We start from the raw sequence: 16,540 nt of genomic DNA, 5'->3' as shown, positions 1-16,540 counted from the left end.
AATAGTTAATCAATGGGTGCCGATAATCAATAAACCTGAATCTTAACGCCCGTATCCTTTCTGGCTCGTCAGGAGTCTTTCATGTTGCAGAAAAGTGAGTGGACAGGCCAGCACAATCTCATGCTGGCTTTTGGCAGTGTGTGGCTGTTATTTGCGGCGCTGCCGGCTTACGCATGGGATGAATCGGGCGCGGATTATGTGCCGGATTACAATGCGATACTTGCTGAAAAGATTTCCAGTCATCACCTGATGTTGACAGAAGATCGTGACACCAGCCTGATGGATGCCGCGCTTAATTCACCGGATGAGAGCGCGATGGTGCTGCACAGTGAAAAAGCCAGCGTGGGGAATGCCCCCTTTGCTAACCGCTATTCGGCAGGCTGGCAGATGCCGATGAGTGCGACGCTGCGCACCGGTCCGGTGGCGCAATTCGCGGTGGATGATTCGCGAGTGAGTTGCCCGAAGTGTGAATTTGTCGATGGCAATCACGCCGGATATATTGCCTCACTGGGCTGGCGAGCTGATTCCACCCTTGACTGGATTTCACCCTGGGCACAGGTTAGCTACAGCCATCAATTGAGTGATGAAAATGCGTCATCGCTGCGCGATCGCCCCGAGGAGATCGGCCATGAAAGCAACTGGGTGGATGTCAGCGTGGGGGCCAATGTGCCGTTTGGGCAAAATATGGCGGCTTTCGCCTCCTTCTCGCAAACCGGGGCGGTGGTCAGCGGTGAGCAGTTTATTTACAGCCTTGGCGTCAGCGCCAGCTTCTAAATCCTGCGCGATCCATCGCGTTAAAACAGGTACACTGACCACTTAGCGCTAAACCTATCGGCGCTCCGGGTTGGTCAACGTCAGGTTTCTTCATGTCAGTTAAAATCTTATCTTCAACGCTGGTGGGGCTGGATGGCTTTTGCCAGGATCCGCTTGCCGTGTTGCAGCAGGCCGATAACGGCGTGCTGGCGGTGCTGCACAACAATGCGCCCGCTTTTTATGCGCTGACACCGCAGCGTCTGGCACAGTTGCTGGCGCTGGAAGCCGCAGTGCAGCAGCCAAATGATGTCACGCTGGATGACAGCCTGTTCCATACCGATGCGGCACCGATTGCCACACCGGTAGGCAAGTTTGCCATGTACGCGGGCTGGCAGCCGGATCACGATTTTCAGCGGCAGGCCGCCATCTGGGGTGTGGCGCTGAATGAACCGGTCACCGCAGCCGAACTGGCTACCTTTGTGGCTTACTGGCAGGCCGAAGGCCGACTGTTCCATCATGTGCAGTGGCAGCAGAAACTGGCGCGCAGCGTACAAATGAACCGCGCTGCTAATGGCGGTCAGCCCAAGCGCGATGTCACCCAGATCAGCAATACTCAATATGATATTCCCGATGGATTCCGAGGTGAGTGATGAAAACGCCGAACGATCTTTTCAGTCGCCTGAAAAAATTTATGCCTGCGGATGTGCAGCCGAAATTTAAAAACGGTGAAGAGCTGCTGGCGTGGAATCAGGAGCAGGGCCGTCTGCGCTCCGAAGCCATCGTGCGCGAAAACCGCGCCATGAAAATGCAGCGTATCATGGGGCGTTCCGGTATCCGTGAGCTGCACATGAACTGCTCGTTTGATAACTATCGTGTCGAGAATGATGGTCAGCGCAAAGCACTCGCGCTGGCGCGGGAGTATGCCGCCGGGTTCGACAACAGCATCGCCAGCTTCGTGTTTTCTGGCCGCCCTGGCACCGGAAAAAACCATCTGGCCGCCGCCATCGGTAACGACCTCATTCTGCGTGGCAAAAGCGTATTGATTGTCACCGTGGCCGATTTGATGTCGAGCATGAAAGGCACCTTCAGCGGTGGCAGCGACATCACCGAAGAGCGCTTGCTGCAGGATCTTAGCCATGTGGATCTGCTGGTGATCGATGAGATCGGCATGCAGAGCGAATCCCGCTACGAAAAAGTGATCATCAATCAGATTGTCGATCGTCGCTCATCGTCAAAACGCCCAACCGGCATGTTGTCGAATCTGGACCCGGCGGGAATGAACGGCTTATTAGGTGAGCGCGTGATGGATCGTATGCGTCTCGGCACCAGTTTGTGGGTGCGCTTCGATTGGGAAAGCTATCGCAGCCGTGTACGCGGTGATGAGTATTGAGTCAGGTGGGCGCGCGATGAAAGTAGCCGGTAAAGGCCCCGCATTACTTCGATTAAACAACCTTAAGCGCGTGATGACGCAACTGCGTAGCACACGTATTACTTCCCGCCAGGATATCGCGCTGGCGCTGCAGCTGAGTAAAAACACCGTATCCCTGATTGTGGATGATTTGCTGGCGCAGGGCCTGATTCACGAACTCGGCCCGGTGAGCGTGGCAGCGGCTGGACGCCCAAAAATCGAAATTTCGCTACGCGCGGAAAAGCTAAAAAGCGCCGGCATCATGGTGGAGCGCAACGCCATTCACTGGCGCGTCTGTGATTATTTCTCGCAGGTGATTGCGGAACAGACCTGGCAAACGGCGACCGCCGATCCTGAGCAGCTGCTGCGTGAGCTGGAGGAAGTGTGCCAGACCTTGCACGCCGCGCATCCTGAACTGCTGGGCATCGCCGTAGGCTTTCCCGGCATTATCGATCCACAGCGCGGCAGGGTGCATTTTTCCGCCCATCTTGGCTGGCAGGATGTCGATGTTTTGACGCCGCTGGTCAGCGCCTGCCGTTTGCCGCTGCGCATTATGCATAACGTCAAAGCCGCTGCGCTGCTCTCGGTGGAGCAACTCGATCTGGATAGAGCACAAAGCCATTTTTATCTGCGTATCGGTGAAGGGGTTGGCGGTGCGCTGGTGGAACAGGGCGAAGTGTTTGTCGGCAGCAGCTGGACCGCCGGGGAGATTGGTCATTTGCAGGTGCAACCGAAAGGGCTGCGTTGTAGCTGTGGACGTTCAGGCTGCCTGGAAACGCTGATCAGTCAGCCCGCAATTCAACAGCAGTTGGGGCAGCGTAAAACAGGACTGCGCTGGCAGAATGCCGCCAGTGAACCGCAGATCGTGAGTGAAGTGATGGCGTTCACCGGTCAACATTTGGGCCACGCCCTGAGCCATGTGATGCAGCTGGTGAACCCGGCGAGCATCATTATTGATGGGCCGTGGAATACGCATCCTGCCTTTATCCAGGCGGTTGAAGAAACGGCGCAGGCCAGCACGCTGGCCTTTACCTTCTCCCACACGCAGCTGCATTTCCTGCCGCAGCGTATTGATCCTGCCAACGGTTTGGCGCTGGCGGTGATTGAGCAATATGAGCGCGCCATCTCTTAGGCGCGCTTCATCACATTAATGCCGTGGAATATCAAATGACTCGCTGGATTTGGTCGTTGAGGTGCTCTGTGGCAAATCAGCCTCAACGTTAAACTTCTCCAGCACCAGCCCATGAATTTTCTCCAGCGACACGCCCGCGGTCTCTGGCAGGTAGCGGAAGGTAAAGAAGTACATTCCCAGAGAGAAAATCGCGAACAGCAGCAGAGGGAAACCACCGTGGAACAGATCCAGCAGCATCGGGCTGCTGTTCATGATCGGGAAAGTACTGCTGATCACAAAGTTCGCCAGCGACATGGCACAGATGGAAATCCCGACGCAGATCGAACGAATTTCGGTAGGGAAGATTTCGCCCAGCACGGTCCAGACAATCTGGCCCCAGGTCATGCCAAAGAAAATCATATAGGCAAACAGACCCACCACCGCCAGCATACCCGGCAGGTGATAATAGAACGCGATGAACGAGTAAGCGAGGCAGATGCAGGAGGTGATAGCCCCCAGCAGCAGCAGCTTACGGCGGCCAATTTTATCAATCACCATCATGCCCGCCAGCACGCCAATAAACTGACAAATCGACAGCCAGAAGGTCTGCAGCAACGCCGAATCGGTGCTGCCCGCCACGTTCTTCAGCAATGTCGGACCGAAGTACTGAATGACGTTAATGCCGCTGATCTGGTTACCGACCGCCAGACCGATACCGATGATCAACAGCGGAATGGTGGTTTTATCCAGGCGCAGGCGCGATTTATGTTGGTGTGCGGTTTTGTCTGAGAACGAGTGTTTGATTTCATTGAACACGCTCTCGGCATGCTCGCGGTTGGAAATTTTGGTCAGCGTATCCAGCGCTTCATCGTATTTGCCCTTGAGCACATTCCAGCGCGGAGATTCCGGGATAAAGGCGATGAAAAAGATGAACAGTGCACAAGGCACCAGTGCAGTAGCCAGAATATAACGCCAGCCCATGTTGATCATCACCTCGGGCAGCGTCGATTTGGTGATGAAGTAGTTGGTCAGTAACACCACCGATTGTCCACCGACACAGCATACCGCATAGAGTGCAGTGGTACGGCCGCGAAACTTCGAGGGCGACAGTTCCGCGAGGTAAATCGGCGAAATCACCGAGGCGAGGCCAATCGCCAGCCCACCAATGATGCGGAACAGCACAAACACCGTGAAGTTGTGGGCGATGGCGGTGCCGATCACCGAAACGGTGAACAGCAACGCGGTAATGGCGAGCGATTTTTTGCGTCCGAGTTTGTCGCTCAGTCGCGGGGCAATAAAGCAGCCTACTAAGCTACCCAGCAGAATGTTGGAAACGGCCCAGCCGATTTCTGCGGGGGTTAACTGGAAATATTCACTTAAAGGTTCGATTGCACCGGAGATAATTGAAGAGTCATAGCCCATTAGCAGTCCGCCAAATGCCGCGACGGTACAGCAGAGTATGACGTACTTCATGTTGTAGCGTTTTTGCCTGGTATCCATTGTTATAGCCCCTTGTCTCTACGGCCTGAACGTTACGTGTTCAGAAAGAGGAGTGGTGTAGGTTATCGATGTTCAGCGTTTTTCACTCAAGGTCATCGCGTTGGAATATATGTTCTAAATGATGGTTTTTAGATCATTTTTTCCAGAAAGTGTGAACGACGTTGCGAAAATTGCTGATGGCAATATTCACGGTAGGGCCATATTTGGCTGAAATGATAGGTTTTTTATCAGAGGCGAGAGGCGTGATATGACTATTCTTGTTTTTTCTTGCAACGGTGTGAAATTTTTATTCTGTAATGTGACGCTGATTTCTCTCTCTGAGGGAGGTTAAGCGTAGGTTTCATTTTTTGCCGGGCAACGGGCATAATACGTTGATTGACAGGCCATCTTTGCGGACGTCGCAATGAAAACGCAGCGCATCACTCTGGACGATATTGCTACCCTGGCGGGCGTCACCAAAATGACGGTAAGCCGTTATTTACGTACCCCGGAAAAGGTTAAAACGGAAACGGCGGAGAAAATCGCCAGCGTCATGGCTGAAATCGGCTACGTCCCCGATAGCGACAACACCACCGCAACCAAACAGAGTCAGCCGCGTATTGGCGTGCTGGTTCCTTCGTTTAACAACCAAATCTTTGCCGATCTGCTGGCGGGCATTGAGTCGGTCACCAGTGCGCACGGCTATCAGACGCTGGTGGTCAATTACGACTACAACGCCCAGCGTGAAGAGGAGCAGATCGCCACCGTGCTGGCGTTCAATATCAAAGGGCTGATCCTCACCGAATCCGTGCACACGGTGCGCGCCGAGAAATACCTCAATGCCGCCAATATTCCGGTGGCGGAAGTGATGGGGCTGACGGAAGCCAGCGGGCGGATCAACGTCGGTTTTGATAACTATCGCGCCGGTTACGATATGACATCGATGCTGCTGGCCAGCGGCAAACAGCGCGTCATCTATTTTGGTTCGATGTCCGATCGCCGCGATGAGCAGCGCTATGCGGGTTATCGTGATGCGGTAGAAGCGGCGGGCTTCCCGGCGGGAAGAATTGTGCCGAACAAGGTCTCTTCAGTATCGATTGGTACGGGCATGATGACGCTGGCACGCCAGCTCTATCCGGAAATGGACGCGATTCTCTGCACCAATGATGATTTAGCTGTCGGCGTATTGCAGGAGTGTCAGGCAGCCGGAATTGCCGTGCCACAGACGATGGCGATTGCCGGTTTTCACGGGCTGGAGATTGGCCAGGCCACCACGCCGCGTTTAGCCAGCGTGATCACGCCACGTTTTGAGATGGGTAAAGTCGCCACCGAGATTGTGCTGAAGAAGATTAACCAGCAGCCGACTATTGAACAGGTCAATCTGCATTATCGACTCTCGATGGGAGCGACTATCTAAATACGACAAACCCCCTTCAGGTTACCCGGATGGGGGTTTTTTAATGGCCTGACTATTCAGTCAAACGGGTCAATCACGCGCGGTGGTGGTTGGTGGCGTAATCGATGGCTGAGCGTGATGCGCTCGTTTCAGGAAACGACTCTCCAGCAAATTCCACGAGGTGTAAGCCAGCGCGAGCGTAATCACGATGGTCAATCCCAGCCCCAGGAAGGCATTGATATCGAACACGCCGAAATGTTGCAGGACCTGAATGATCGGCCAGTGGTAAAGATACATGCCATAGGAAAGATCGCCGTACTGACTGATTTTGATCTCTTTGCACAGATTGGTGCAGAACAGAATCACCACGGAAGAGAACGCTACTGGCTCGACAATAAAGGCATAATCGGTCGACTTAAACAGCAGGAACACCACCAGAGAAATAATCGTAATCTCTTTCAGGCGATCAAAGGTCGGTTGGTGCACCGCCAACAGGCTACCAAAGAAGAAGTAAGATGAGAGTGCGACAAACTGCTTCGCTAAAGTATCGGCTTTCGGACCGGTGTACACCGAAGTGAAGTAGAAGAACCAGGCGCATGAGATAACGAAGATCGCGCCCCACACTTTAAGAGGGTTTTTCTTCATCATCGGAACAATCAATGGCAGCAGGACATACAGCGTCAACTCAGCTTTGATGGTCCACAGCGATCCATCCATCGGCTGATTCGGGTTGTTGGTGAACACGCCGGGCAACGACGCCTGAATGAAGTTTAGGAAAGAGAAGTTAGCGACGAGATACTTGATAGTTTCTTTATTTTTCAGGAAATCCATCAGCGGTAGCGTCGTAAGGCACATCCCAATCACAAAGCACAGAATGATGACAAATATATAAGCCGGCAAGATACGTTGCGCACGCTTAATAAAATAGGACGTGAGTGATTTGCTTCTTAAGTAACTTTTTGCAATAAGAAAACCACTTATTGCGAAAAAACCTTTTACTGCAAAGTCACTATTTAGGAAGTGATCGAGAAAACGAATGTCGACGTTTCTGGTTACTTCTGCGCTATGCACCAGCATCACGATAAAAGCGAGAGAGAATCGGACGATGTCAAAATTGTTTTTTTCGTTCATATTTGCGTTCTTTCATTGAGTGACGTCGCGCCAGAAAAATCAGGGGAAAACAGGTATCGCTCTAATAAGAAAACTCCGAACTCTGCTGGCGCAGTTATGAGCCTATTAGAGGTTTAAAAAAATCAAAAAGCAAGCAATGACCAGGGCCATAAAAACATTCAGACTTTCCTTATGCGTCCATCAGTTTTATCTGAGATTAAAAGAAAAAACGCTAACCAGAGGTTAGCGTTTTGGCGGCTTAGCGGAATATCTTAAAGGTATGTGAAACTTCATAACCGGTAATCGACTGTTTGCTTGAAATGGTATTGTAGTATAGATAATAGAGCACCATTAACACCGTCACGCCAACAGCGAGCAGTTTTTTCAATTTTTTGGTTTCCCAGATACACAGGGAAATAAGCACCGGTTCAACTTGCAGCAGGAAGTTCGCTAAACGACCGCCTGATGCATAATCCTGCAGCGCCATCCTCAGTCCCGCACCAAGCGCGAAGGTAATGACCAGGATGTAATAAGTATTAAACTTTACCGGATCGAAGTTTTTGATTCGGTCACTCAGCAGCATAAAGCTGAAGATAAACACAAAGCCAATATTCTTCAGGTTTGATAGGGTAAAAATCCCCTGATCCTGCGTTGATTCCTGATTAGCATAGCCCATGGCCCTGTCACCTAATCCGCCCAGATGACTGGATAGCAGTGCGATCAGCGCTGAACTCCCCATAAAGGCGAGAGGTAAACTGGCGACGACAATGATAATAGGAATGTATTTGTTTTTCCTGACAATCATCGCCATCGGAATCAGGAGAGCAACAATCCCTGTGGCGTGACTGATGAAGGAAAGAATAAAGGTGGTTATTATCCCGGATTTACTACGACGGGACATGTGATAAACAAAGCCCATTAAGAAGGCGGAACATAAGCCAAATCGAATCTGGTTCATGTCTTTGTTGATAAATAAGTGCGCGGAGTAGACTGCTAAGGCGACAATTGGCAACGGTGTCAGTTTACGGAAATACCATGCGTTAACGCACACGGCAATCACAGTAAAGACATACATAAAGATATCGGGGTTAGCAGTAAATATACGCGTTAATCCCGCAATCGCATATATCGCCGGTTCGTAACGGAATTCATCCGCGGTGCGCCAGAATCCTTCAATAGTAATTTTATCGACGAAATGAACAAAGAAATCACGATACTGGAAATCATCGAGTCCCGTACCCAGACCACGAATGCCGCCGAAAGTAAAAAGCACTACAACGGCAACAAAATAAACGTATGATCTGATTTGTGCTGTGTTTTCATTTTTACTTAACATGACTTCGACGAGAGCGACAAAAGTCAGGCTAAGACTTATGATCCAGTAAATTCCCATGGTCACAGATTCTTATAGTTTAAAATTTACTTATAACATATGGCCTTGTTGCCGTAAACATGAGAAAAGTCTAATTTTTTCTGGCCCGGTATTATACTGAATGCAGGCAGGGGATATTATTTGTTACTTTACTCAGGCTATTCATTTAATTTGGTTCTCTCTGGGGTAAGTGTTGCGCTGCAAAGCTTGAGGTTTTCAATCGGCTTTGCCATTTGTCACTGTTTTTATTCAGGATTTGGAGCCATCGAGATGAAGTTACCTCAATCAACTGCTCTTCTTTTTCTTCTGTATCTTCCAGCTGCGTTTGCCAATAAGGAAATTCCTATCTGGCCAAATGAAGTGTCAGTAAATAATAAATTTATTAATTTCAGTAAAAACCCGGACATCAATAATCGTGCTGTCACAAATGTCGATTCTCCAGAAATGATTTATGTTCCTCCAGCGGGAAAGAATAATCACTCTGCTGTGCTAATCATTCCTGGTGGGGGTTTTTCTTATATAATGCAGGACGCTGAAGGGCTGGATGTCGCAAAAGTGTTGAGCCAGAAAGGTTATTCCTCATTTGTTTTAATTTATCGAATGCCGCACGGTGGTTCAGAGGTTAACCGTAATAATGCATTTTCTGATGCACAACGAGCCATGCGCATGATTCGCGGCAATGCGGCGAATTATCATATCGCTGGCGACCAGATTGGCGTGATGGGCTTTTCAGCTGGTGCCTTCCTTGCTGCCAACCTAAGCAACAATGCGGATGCCACCAATTATTCCGCAGTAGATAAGCTGGATCAGATTCCGGCACGACCAGATTTTAGCGCCCTGATCTATCCGGTGCTGTCGTTAAAAGATGGCGTGACGCATGTCGGTACCCGCACGGCGATGTACGGCAAGGATATCAGCGAGGCGGTGATCGATCAGAATTCACAGGAAAACCGCGTCAGCGACAAAACTCCCCCGACCTTCCTGGCACAGGCGCTGGATGATGGCACCGCCTCCCCCAGAAACTCCTTACTGATGTTCGACGCGCTACGTAAAAACAAGGTGAAGGTCGAGATGCATCTTTTCCAGCAGGGCGGCCATGGTTTTGGTACCGGCGAGAAAAAGAATATCCCCGCCAAAAACTGGCTGACCCTGTTTAGTGACTGGCAGGCGACTCTGGTGAAGCCATAGCGAAAAGGCGGGATAAATTGTTGCTGCCGGGCGGCTTTGGTAAAGTGTCGTGAACTTTAGAGGAATGATCCATGCCCCGCGACAACCGAATGTCCCGCTCACTGCACGCCTTAATTCATCTTGATCGGCACGTTAAACGCGCCACTTCGGAAGCGATGGCGAAGATGTTGGGCACCAATCCGGTGGTGGTACGCCGCATGATGTCTGGCCTGCGCGAAAAAGGCTATGTGGTCTCGGAGAAGGGGCACGGCGGCGGTTGGGAGCTGCGGGTGGAACTCAGCGCGATTACGCTACTGGATGTGTATCAGGCGATTGGGTCGCCAGCGCTGTTCAGTATCGGGCCTGCTGCCGATCCTTCGCCGTGTTTAGTTGAACATGCGGTCGATGAGCGTCTGGATCAGGCGCTCCATGAAGCGGAAGTGCTGCTGCTTCAACGCTTTAGCCACATCACCGTGGCTGATATTGCCGATGATTACCTCAAGAAAATGGCAAAACTGGGGCTGGAATCTGAGCCCCATCCGCTGTGCAGTGAATAACCTCAATCCTGCTTCTGCAAAGTGATCTGCGCATTGTGCTTCATCACATGCGTGGTGACCGCTGCCTGGAACACTTTGAACATCAACCCGTTGATAAAGGTGGTCAGGGTTAAGGTAATGAACGCTGTCATCACCCAATCAACGAGTGCCATATCGCTGTGCAATAGCGCAGGGCGATAAATCACCATGCCCGCGAGCACCGTCCAATGGCTCATGCAGTAAAAGCAGTGGAACAGATGGCCGAGCAGCGCGTGCTTTTTGGCGGTCCACGCGCGTAAGCCAGCAAACAACTCGGTTTGCGTGAGGGTCATCGCGATACTGGCCGCTGCCAGAGCTATCGCGACACAAGTTCCCACGTCTGAAGTCATCCAACTATTCATACATTCTCCTGTCAGGCATTTATCATGTAACTTACAATATTACATGATAGTGTAAGCTGCAAGCGTCGGGTTGGAACGACAGCCATTAAAGTTTGGCGAGATATCGTTATTTATTGGCTTTAACGCTAAACATAGCCAGCTGAGGCTTTTTTATAATACTGCTGACTTTTTAATCCGCCATCAGGAGGAAAGATGGATATTCAGGCAGCTTGTATGCATCAACTGATGCTCTGGATCGAAGACAATATTGAACAGCGACTGACGCTGGAGACGGTCGCGCGTCGTGCGGGCTATTCGCAGTGGCATCTGCAACGCATGTTCCGCCACCATACTGGTATCGCGCTAGGCAGCTATATTCGCGAACGTAAACTCACGGCATCGGCGATTGCGCTGATGAACGGTCACATGCCGCTGATGGAGATTGCGATTAAGTATGGCTTTGAGTCGCAGCAGACATGGTGCCGCACTTTCCGCCGCATGTACGATCTGCCGCCCGGCGCGTTTCGTCGTAAATATCATCACAGCCTGCCAGCGATCGATGGGCATATGAGTCTTCTGATACTGCAACCGCAGACGCGTCAGGCGGCGTAAAGTATTTGCCGGGCGTGGAACCAAAGGCGCTGCGGAAGGCGCTGATGTAACTGCTCACGCTATCAAAACCGACCTGCCACGCTACCTGCTGCACACTTTTGCCGTCGGCCAGTCCTTCCAGTGATTTCAACAGTCGCGACACCTGGCGATAGCGCGAGAGGCTCATGCCCACTGCGCTGGCCCAGTGACGGCTCAGGCTACGTGGACTCAACCCCGCCCACTGTGCCAGCTCGGGGCCAGTGCGGGTATCCGCCGGATTATCCATCAACAAGCGCGCAATCTGCCGCAGACGCGGCTCTTCGGGGAGTGGCAGCGTCAGCGCATGCTCGGTGGACTCATACAGCTCATCAAGAAACACATCGCATAACCGATTGTAACGATCGCTGCCCCAGCTATCCGGCGACAAATTTGCCAGCCGCTCAGCCAGCGGTTCCAGCACCGAAGGACAGGAGAGTAGCACCGGATGTTTTGGCAGCGGTGCCGTCAGCGCTTCATCCACCAACACCGTCCAGCCGAGCACGCGACCTGGCCCGATAATCGCGTGTTCGAAGTGTGGCGGAATCCACCCCACCAGGCGCGGCGGATTGGCGAAGATGCCCGAGGGCGTGTTGACCGTCATCATCCCTTGCTTCAGACAGTAAAGTTGTCCGGCGGCATGTCTGTGGGTGCGGCTTTCGCGATCAAGCTGTTTCGATAATGCCGCCGCAATCACTTTAGGTGCATTGGGTTGCAGCAGTTTTTTGCGCAGCTCATCCGCACGCGGATCGCCAGAGAAGGTGAGGCTGTCGGTGGGATGGATGAGCATGGGTGATTCCGCATTAGCCAGCGTGAAAGACAGTATAGAATCATGAACAAGCTGATTTTTAAACAGAGCTCAGTTGTTCGGTTTTACCGAATAACTGCATTGTGCAGGCGAGGTAAAGAGATTGGAACAAGTGGCGGAGAAGAGTGCAGAAGTAAATTGCCAACCTTGCTCTACATCCTCAGGCTGAAATTTTCCAACTTGTAATGATGACTTACAGGTTGCCTAAGCCAATCATTTAGAAATGAGTAACAGTAAGAGGAAGGTGGCGGAAGATCACAGGAGTCGAACCTGCCCGGGACCGCTGGCGGCCCCAACCGGATTTGAAATCCGGCCGCCTCACCGGAGACGACGATCTTCCTTTGAAGATGCCGCGCAATTATAGCTACATCCCAGCGCGAAATCTTGATCTTAGCCGTGCGCTACAGCACGTTCTCACGCTCTGATATGAAGCGTCGCCGCGCAGAGGTGATTAAATTCTCCACCGAAGGCTACAGTTATGATTTCTCACTGCATCAGGAGCTAAACATGGTTATCGGGATCGATTTAGGCACCTCTGGCGTCAAAGTGGTGTTGCTGGATGCGCAAGGGCTGGTCATCGCGGTGGAGACCGCACCGTTGCAGGTGTCTCGTCCGCAACCGTTGTGGAGTGAGCAGGATCCCGAAAGCTGGTGGAGTGCTACAGACAAGGCGATGCAGGCGCTGGCGCAGCAACACGATCTCAGCGGCGTGGAGGCCATTGGTCTGAGCGGTCAGATGCACGGCGCCACCTTGCTGGATGCCGATAATCAGGTTTTGCGCCCGGCAATTCTTTGGAACGATGGGCGCAGCAGCGAGCAGTGTCGGGAACTGGAGCAGCGCGTGCCGGCTTCGCGTCAGATCACCGGCAACCTGATGATGCCGGGCTTCACCGCGCCCAAGCTGTTATGGGTGCAGCAGCACGAACCCGGTGTGTTTAAACGAGTGGCGAAAGTTCTGCTGCCCAAAGATTACCTGCGCTGGCGGATGAGCGGTGACTTCGCCAGCGACATGTCCGATGCAGCCGGCACGATGTGGCTGGATGTGGCACAGCGTGACTGGAGTGATGCCCTGCTCAGCGCCTGCGATCTCAACCGCAGCCAGATGCCTGCGCTTTATGAAGGCGATCAGATCACTGGAACCTTATCGCCTGACGTTGCCGCACGCTGGAAGATGAACGCGGTGCCGATCGTGGCGGGCGGCGGAGATAACGCGGCGGGCGCGGTGGGTGTCGGCATGGTGGCGCCGGGTCAGGGAATGTTGTCGCTTGGCACATCCGGCGTTTACTTCCTGGTCAGCGACGGCTATCTCAGCAATCCGCAGCAAGCGGTGCACAGTTTTTGCCATGCGCTGCCCAATCGCTGGCATTTGATGTCGGTGATGCTGAGTGCCGCATCCTGCCTTGACTGGGCAGCCACCTTAACTGGCTGTAAAGACGTGCCTGAGCTGCTGGCGGAAGCGGAAAAAGCCAGCGGTGAAGCCGCACCGATTTTATTTTTGCCATATCTGTCCGGTGAGCGCACCCCGCACAACAATCCACAGGCACAAGGCGTATTTTTTGGTTTGACCCATCAGCATGGCCGTCCTGAACTGGCGCGCGCAGTGCTGGAAGGGGTGGGCTTTGCGCTGGCAGAAGGCATGGACGCGGTGCATGAGTGCGGGGTGCAGCCGCAAACCGTGATGCTGATCGGCGGCGGCGCGCGCAGTGCGCACTGGCGGCAAATGCTGGCGGATATCAGTGGATTAACGCTGGATTATTGCCACGGCGGTGAGGTAGGGCCAGCTCTTGGTGCTGCACGTCTGGCGCAATGGGCGATTGATCCGCAGAGCGAGTGGCCCGCGCCAGAGTTGGTGCAGCGGCATCAGCCCGATGCGGCTCATCATCAGGCTTATCAGCCGCAGCGTGAGAAGTTTGCGCAGTTGTATCAGCATCTCAAACCGCTGATGTCCTGATTCGGTTAAGTGATGGCCGGATTGGGTCGTGGTTTTCATATTTATTCCGCTATGATGGGCAAATTAGGTTAGTTCCTTATGGCCTGAATTGTCCTTGACTCGCTCCCTTCACCGGAGGGAAAGACATCCAGAGAGGCTGAGGCAGCAGCAATGTTACGTTAACCCTCGAACAGTTCTCTGCAACGCAGAGGCTGAGGGAAAAACACATCACCTACCCTGGAGCCTTTAATGCCGCAGCCCGTCTATTTTCTGGTTCTTCCTGGCGTGATGGCGCTCGATCTCACTGGTCCGGCGGAAACGCTGCAACTGGCGGATGGCTTTTTTGCTCTGCACTACATTGGCCCGCAAGCCAGCGTGCGCTGCTCCACCGGCATGACGATCGCGGATATTGCGCCACTTCCCGAGCAGCTACCCGATAACAGCCTGCTGGTGGTGCCCGGCGTGTATGACTCCAAAGTCTGGTTCGATACGGCACCTGCCGCCGCCGCGCGCGACTGGCTCCGCTCGCAGCAGTCCGCCATCCAGTCTAAACGCATCACATTAGTCTGCATCTGTTCCGGTGCACTGCTCTCGGCGCAGGCCGGATTGCTAAATGGTGTGCAATGCACCACTCACCACGATGTGTTACCGCGCCTGAAAGCCGCCGCACCGGAAGCGTTAGTGAAGGATAACCGCGTGTTTGTGGAAGATCATGGCATCTGGACCAGCGCGGGTATCACGGCGGGCATCGATCTGGCGCTGCATATGATCAACCGGCTTTGCGGCGCACCGCAGGCGCTGAAGGTGGCGCGGGAAATGGTGGTGTGGTTCCGGCGTTCGGGTGACGATCCCCAGCTCTCGCCGTGGCTGCGCTATCGCAATCACCTGCATCCGGCGATTCACCGGGCGCAGGACGTGATGATCGCCCATCCCGAGCATGACTGGTCACTGACCGCGCTGGCCGAGCGCGCGCATGTCAGTGAGCGTCATCTCACGCGCCTGTTCCGCCAGCATCTCGGCATCAGCGTGCGCGAATACCATGAACAGCTGCGTTTGGTGATTGCGCGCCAGCGCCAGCAGCAGGGCGAAGCGGCGGAGAAAGCTGCTCTGGCGGCCGGGTTCTCCTCGGCACGCCAGTTGCGTCGCGCGCATCAGCGCTGGGACGATCAGCTTACCAGATGATGTTTATCCACGCGTTTGAGCAGCATCGCCAGCAGCAAACTGCCGATCAGCGTGATGCCAAATACCCACGGCAGATCCAGCCACGGACGTGACATATCGTCGTAATGGTTGGTGCGCAGATAGTGGATAAACAGCGCGTGAAAGCCATATATCGGCAGTGAATAGCGCGAAATCGTCGCCAGCATCGGCAGTGTGCGGCTGTTCAGCACATTCTTGAACAGCACCAGCAAGCTGATAGCAGCGATAAACACCAGCGGGCCGCAGTAGAGATACCAGGTATCGTTGAATGCGCCGTTGATTTTTAGCATCTGTTTGGTGCCGAGCGTAATGCCAATCCAGCAGGCGATAAAGCCCAATCCCGCCAGCCAGCTGATGCCGCGCTTATCGGTGTCCATGCAACCAATCGCCCGCCCCAGCAGCGCGTACAGCAGGTAGTAAATGCTGTCGCCGCTGACGTAAAGATTCACCGGCAACCAATGAAACGGCCCCAGCGACTGGCTCACGGTGTTGGGATTGGCCAGCACCGCCAGCACCACGACCAGCAATGCGACGTAGCGCGGCTGCACGCTTTTCACCTGAATCAATGGCGACAGCAGGTAGATGCCGATAATGGCGAAGAAAAACCACAGGTGATAGAACACCGGTTTTTGCAGCAGTTTTAGCAGCGAACGACCTTCGCTAATCGGCGTCAGCCAGGTGATGTAGGCCAGCGCCACCGCGCTGTAGAACAATAAACACAGTACGATGCGCAGCAGATGTCGCCCTTGCGCGCTGCGTTCGCCAAAGAACAGATAGCCTGAAATCATAAAGAACAGCGGCACACAGACGCGCGACGCGGAGTTGAGCAGGTTCGCCACATCCCAGCTAATACCCGTGACGGCCATCGGGCCGGTGATATACCAGGTGGTGGTGTGAATGACGATCACCATCAGGCAGGCAACCGCACGTAAGTTGTCGATCCAGTGTATTTTTTGCGACATGGCTTCCTCGTCGGCAATACGTCCGTGCGAAGAAGGGTAGTCACAGCGTGATGCGTCAACAACCTTTGGGACTGAAATTCGGATCACTCTGTTACGGGTGACACTGCCTGGTCGCAGCGTGAGGACAGCCCGGCAATAGCCGTGGTGCTTTGGCTTGCACGCCAGCATGCTCATTCAAATGAAAAATGCGGCCACGTTTAACCGTGGCCGCTTTGGCGAATAAAACGGATGAACCTTAGGCGATAAATCGCGTCGCGACCAAGAGTGTGCTGAACAATGGATTAATCACGCATCCGGTGTTT

15 protein-coding genes, 1 tRNA gene and 1 pseudogene are annotated in these 16,540 nt (G+C 53.3%); 10 read left to right on the top strand and 7 right to left on the bottom strand.

What is annotated here, in order from left to right; all coding sequences use genetic code 11:
- Window positions 1–81 precede the first annotated feature (81 nt).
- From JK231_RS14345 to JK231_RS14330, 4 genes are all read left to right on the top strand, one after another.
- Window positions 82–774, top strand: a complete 693-nt coding sequence (locus tag JK231_RS14345) for an autotransporter domain-containing protein (RefSeq protein WP_211728884.1) — start codon at window positions 82–84, stop codon at window positions 772–774.
- A gap of 92 nt (window positions 775–866) precedes the next feature.
- On the top strand, window positions 867–1,403 hold the full coding sequence (gene dnaT / locus JK231_RS14340; RefSeq protein ID WP_211728883.1) for a primosomal protein DnaT: 537 nt from the start codon (window positions 867–869) through the stop codon (window positions 1,401–1,403).
- Complete coding sequence (gene dnaC, locus JK231_RS14335; protein WP_034829969.1) at window positions 1,403–2,143, top strand: DNA replication protein DnaC; 741 nt, start codon at window positions 1,403–1,405, stop codon at window positions 2,141–2,143. Before dnaT ends, dnaC begins: the two co-directional genes overlap by 1 nt.
- 16 nt (window positions 2,144–2,159) lie before the next feature.
- Entirely contained in the window at window positions 2,160–3,293 is a 1,134-nt protein-coding gene (locus JK231_RS14330; protein ID WP_211728882.1) for an ROK family protein, read from the top strand.
- A gap of 15 nt (window positions 3,294–3,308) precedes the next feature.
- Here JK231_RS14330 and JK231_RS14325 read toward each other — a convergent pair whose 3' ends face one another.
- On the bottom strand, window positions 3,309–4,772 hold the full coding sequence (locus JK231_RS14325; RefSeq protein WP_211728881.1) for a sugar porter family MFS transporter: 1,464 nt from the start codon (window positions 4,770–4,772) through the stop codon (window positions 3,309–3,311).
- Between the two features lie 403 nt (window positions 4,773–5,175).
- Here JK231_RS14325 and JK231_RS14320 point away from each other — a divergent pair, with 403 nt between their 5' ends.
- Window positions 5,176–6,168 (top strand): LacI family DNA-binding transcriptional regulator, encoded by a 993-nt coding sequence (locus JK231_RS14320; RefSeq protein WP_034829964.1) that lies wholly within the window; start codon window positions 5,176–5,178, stop codon window positions 6,166–6,168.
- A 69-nt stretch (window positions 6,169–6,237) separates the two neighbouring features.
- Here the strand turns inward: JK231_RS14320 and JK231_RS14315 are convergent, their stop codons facing one another.
- Window positions 6,238–7,278 (bottom strand): acyltransferase, encoded by a 1,041-nt coding sequence (locus JK231_RS14315; RefSeq protein ID WP_211728880.1) that lies wholly within the window; start codon window positions 7,276–7,278, stop codon window positions 6,238–6,240.
- Between the two features lie 238 nt (window positions 7,279–7,516).
- Entirely contained in the window at window positions 7,517–8,650 is a 1,134-nt protein-coding gene (locus JK231_RS14310; RefSeq protein ID WP_160833324.1) for an EpsG family protein, read from the bottom strand.
- Window positions 8,651–8,770: 120 nt separating this feature from the next.
- On the opposite strand from JK231_RS14310, the gene JK231_RS14305 reads away from it, so the two are divergent.
- Window positions 8,771–9,817, top strand: coding sequence for an alpha/beta hydrolase (locus tag JK231_RS14305; RefSeq protein ID WP_237448774.1), 1,047 nt, complete (start codon window positions 8,771–8,773; stop codon window positions 9,815–9,817).
- Between the two features lie 71 nt (window positions 9,818–9,888).
- A complete protein-coding gene (locus JK231_RS14300; protein WP_034829963.1) occupies window positions 9,889–10,353 on the top strand; it encodes an Rrf2 family transcriptional regulator in 465 nt (154 codons plus the stop codon).
- 2 nt (window positions 10,354–10,355) lie between these two features.
- On the opposite strand, the gene JK231_RS14295 is transcribed toward JK231_RS14300, so the two are convergent.
- Window positions 10,356–10,733: a DUF1360 domain-containing protein gene (locus JK231_RS14295; RefSeq protein WP_211728879.1), complete on the bottom strand. Its 378-nt coding sequence runs from the start codon at window positions 10,731–10,733 to the stop codon at window positions 10,356–10,358.
- A 192-nt stretch (window positions 10,734–10,925) separates the two neighbouring features.
- Here JK231_RS14295 and JK231_RS14290 point away from each other — a divergent pair, with 192 nt between their 5' ends.
- Window positions 10,926–11,324 carry a helix-turn-helix domain-containing protein gene (locus tag JK231_RS14290; protein ID WP_211728878.1) on the top strand — a complete coding sequence of 133 codons (399 nt, stop codon included), beginning with the start codon at window positions 10,926–10,928 and terminating at the stop codon, window positions 11,322–11,324.
- Between the two features lie 10 nt (window positions 11,325–11,334).
- Here JK231_RS14290 and JK231_RS25535 read toward each other — a convergent pair.
- Together JK231_RS25535 and JK231_RS14280 are read right to left on the bottom strand one after the other, a co-directional pair.
- Window positions 11,335–11,589, bottom strand: a pseudogene (locus JK231_RS25535) (helix-turn-helix domain-containing protein); the annotation flags it as partial.
- Window positions 11,590–12,392: 803 nt separating this feature from the next.
- A tRNA-Sec gene (locus tag JK231_RS14280) sits at window positions 12,393–12,487 on the bottom strand.
- A gap of 167 nt (window positions 12,488–12,654) precedes the next feature.
- On the opposite strand from JK231_RS14280, the gene xylB reads away from it, so the two are divergent.
- Together xylB and JK231_RS14270 are read left to right on the top strand one after the other, a co-directional pair.
- Window positions 12,655–14,097 carry a xylulokinase gene (xylB, locus tag JK231_RS14275; protein ID WP_211728906.1) on the top strand — a complete coding sequence of 481 codons (1,443 nt, stop codon included), beginning with the start codon at window positions 12,655–12,657 and terminating at the stop codon, window positions 14,095–14,097.
- A 228-nt stretch (window positions 14,098–14,325) separates the two neighbouring features.
- On the top strand, window positions 14,326–15,258 hold the full coding sequence (locus JK231_RS14270) for a helix-turn-helix domain-containing protein (RefSeq protein ID WP_211728877.1): 933 nt from the start codon (window positions 14,326–14,328) through the stop codon (window positions 15,256–15,258).
- Here the strand turns inward: JK231_RS14270 and JK231_RS14265 are convergent.
- Window positions 15,243–16,238 (bottom strand): acyltransferase, encoded by a 996-nt coding sequence (locus JK231_RS14265; RefSeq protein ID WP_200574062.1) that lies wholly within the window; start codon window positions 16,236–16,238, stop codon window positions 15,243–15,245. The genes JK231_RS14270 and JK231_RS14265 overlap by 16 nt on opposite strands.
- Between the last annotated feature and the right edge of the window lie 302 nt (window positions 16,239–16,540).

This window comes from Pantoea sp. JGM49, assembly GCF_018257655.1.
In the GTDB taxonomy this organism is placed as follows: domain Bacteria; phylum Pseudomonadota; class Gammaproteobacteria; order Enterobacterales; family Enterobacteriaceae; genus Pantoea; species Pantoea communis.
This window is presented reverse-complemented; position numbering and strand designations above follow the sequence as displayed.

Coding starts and splice junctions, on each gene's coding strand:
- JK231_RS14345 (WP_211728884.1), top strand. CDS start 82: ATGTTGCAGAAAAGTGAGTGGACAGGCCAGCACAATCTCATGCTGGCT.
- dnaT (WP_211728883.1), top strand. CDS start 867: ATGTCAGTTAAAATCTTATCTTCAACGCTGGTGGGGCTGGATGGCTTT.
- dnaC (WP_034829969.1), top strand. CDS start 1,403: ATGAAAACGCCGAACGATCTTTTCAGTCGCCTGAAAAAATTTATGCCT.
- JK231_RS14330 (WP_211728882.1), top strand. CDS start 2,160: ATGAAAGTAGCCGGTAAAGGCCCCGCATTACTTCGATTAAACAACCTT.
- JK231_RS14325 (WP_211728881.1), bottom strand. CDS start 4,772: ATGGATACCAGGCAAAAACGCTACAACATGAAGTACGTCATACTCTGC.
- JK231_RS14320 (WP_034829964.1), top strand. CDS start 5,176: ATGAAAACGCAGCGCATCACTCTGGACGATATTGCTACCCTGGCGGGC.
- JK231_RS14315 (WP_211728880.1), bottom strand. CDS start 7,278: ATGAACGAAAAAAACAATTTTGACATCGTCCGATTCTCTCTCGCTTTT.
- JK231_RS14310 (WP_160833324.1), bottom strand. CDS start 8,650: ATGGGAATTTACTGGATCATAAGTCTTAGCCTGACTTTTGTCGCTCTC.
- JK231_RS14300 (WP_034829963.1), top strand. CDS start 9,889: ATGCCCCGCGACAACCGAATGTCCCGCTCACTGCACGCCTTAATTCAT.
- JK231_RS14295 (WP_211728879.1), bottom strand. CDS start 10,733: ATGAATAGTTGGATGACTTCAGACGTGGGAACTTGTGTCGCGATAGCT.
- JK231_RS14290 (WP_211728878.1), top strand. CDS start 10,926: ATGGATATTCAGGCAGCTTGTATGCATCAACTGATGCTCTGGATCGAA.
- xylB (WP_211728906.1), top strand. CDS start 12,655: ATGGTTATCGGGATCGATTTAGGCACCTCTGGCGTCAAAGTGGTGTTG.
- JK231_RS14270 (WP_211728877.1), top strand. CDS start 14,326: ATGCCGCAGCCCGTCTATTTTCTGGTTCTTCCTGGCGTGATGGCGCTC.
- JK231_RS14265 (WP_200574062.1), bottom strand. CDS start 16,238: ATGTCGCAAAAAATACACTGGATCGACAACTTACGTGCGGTTGCCTGC.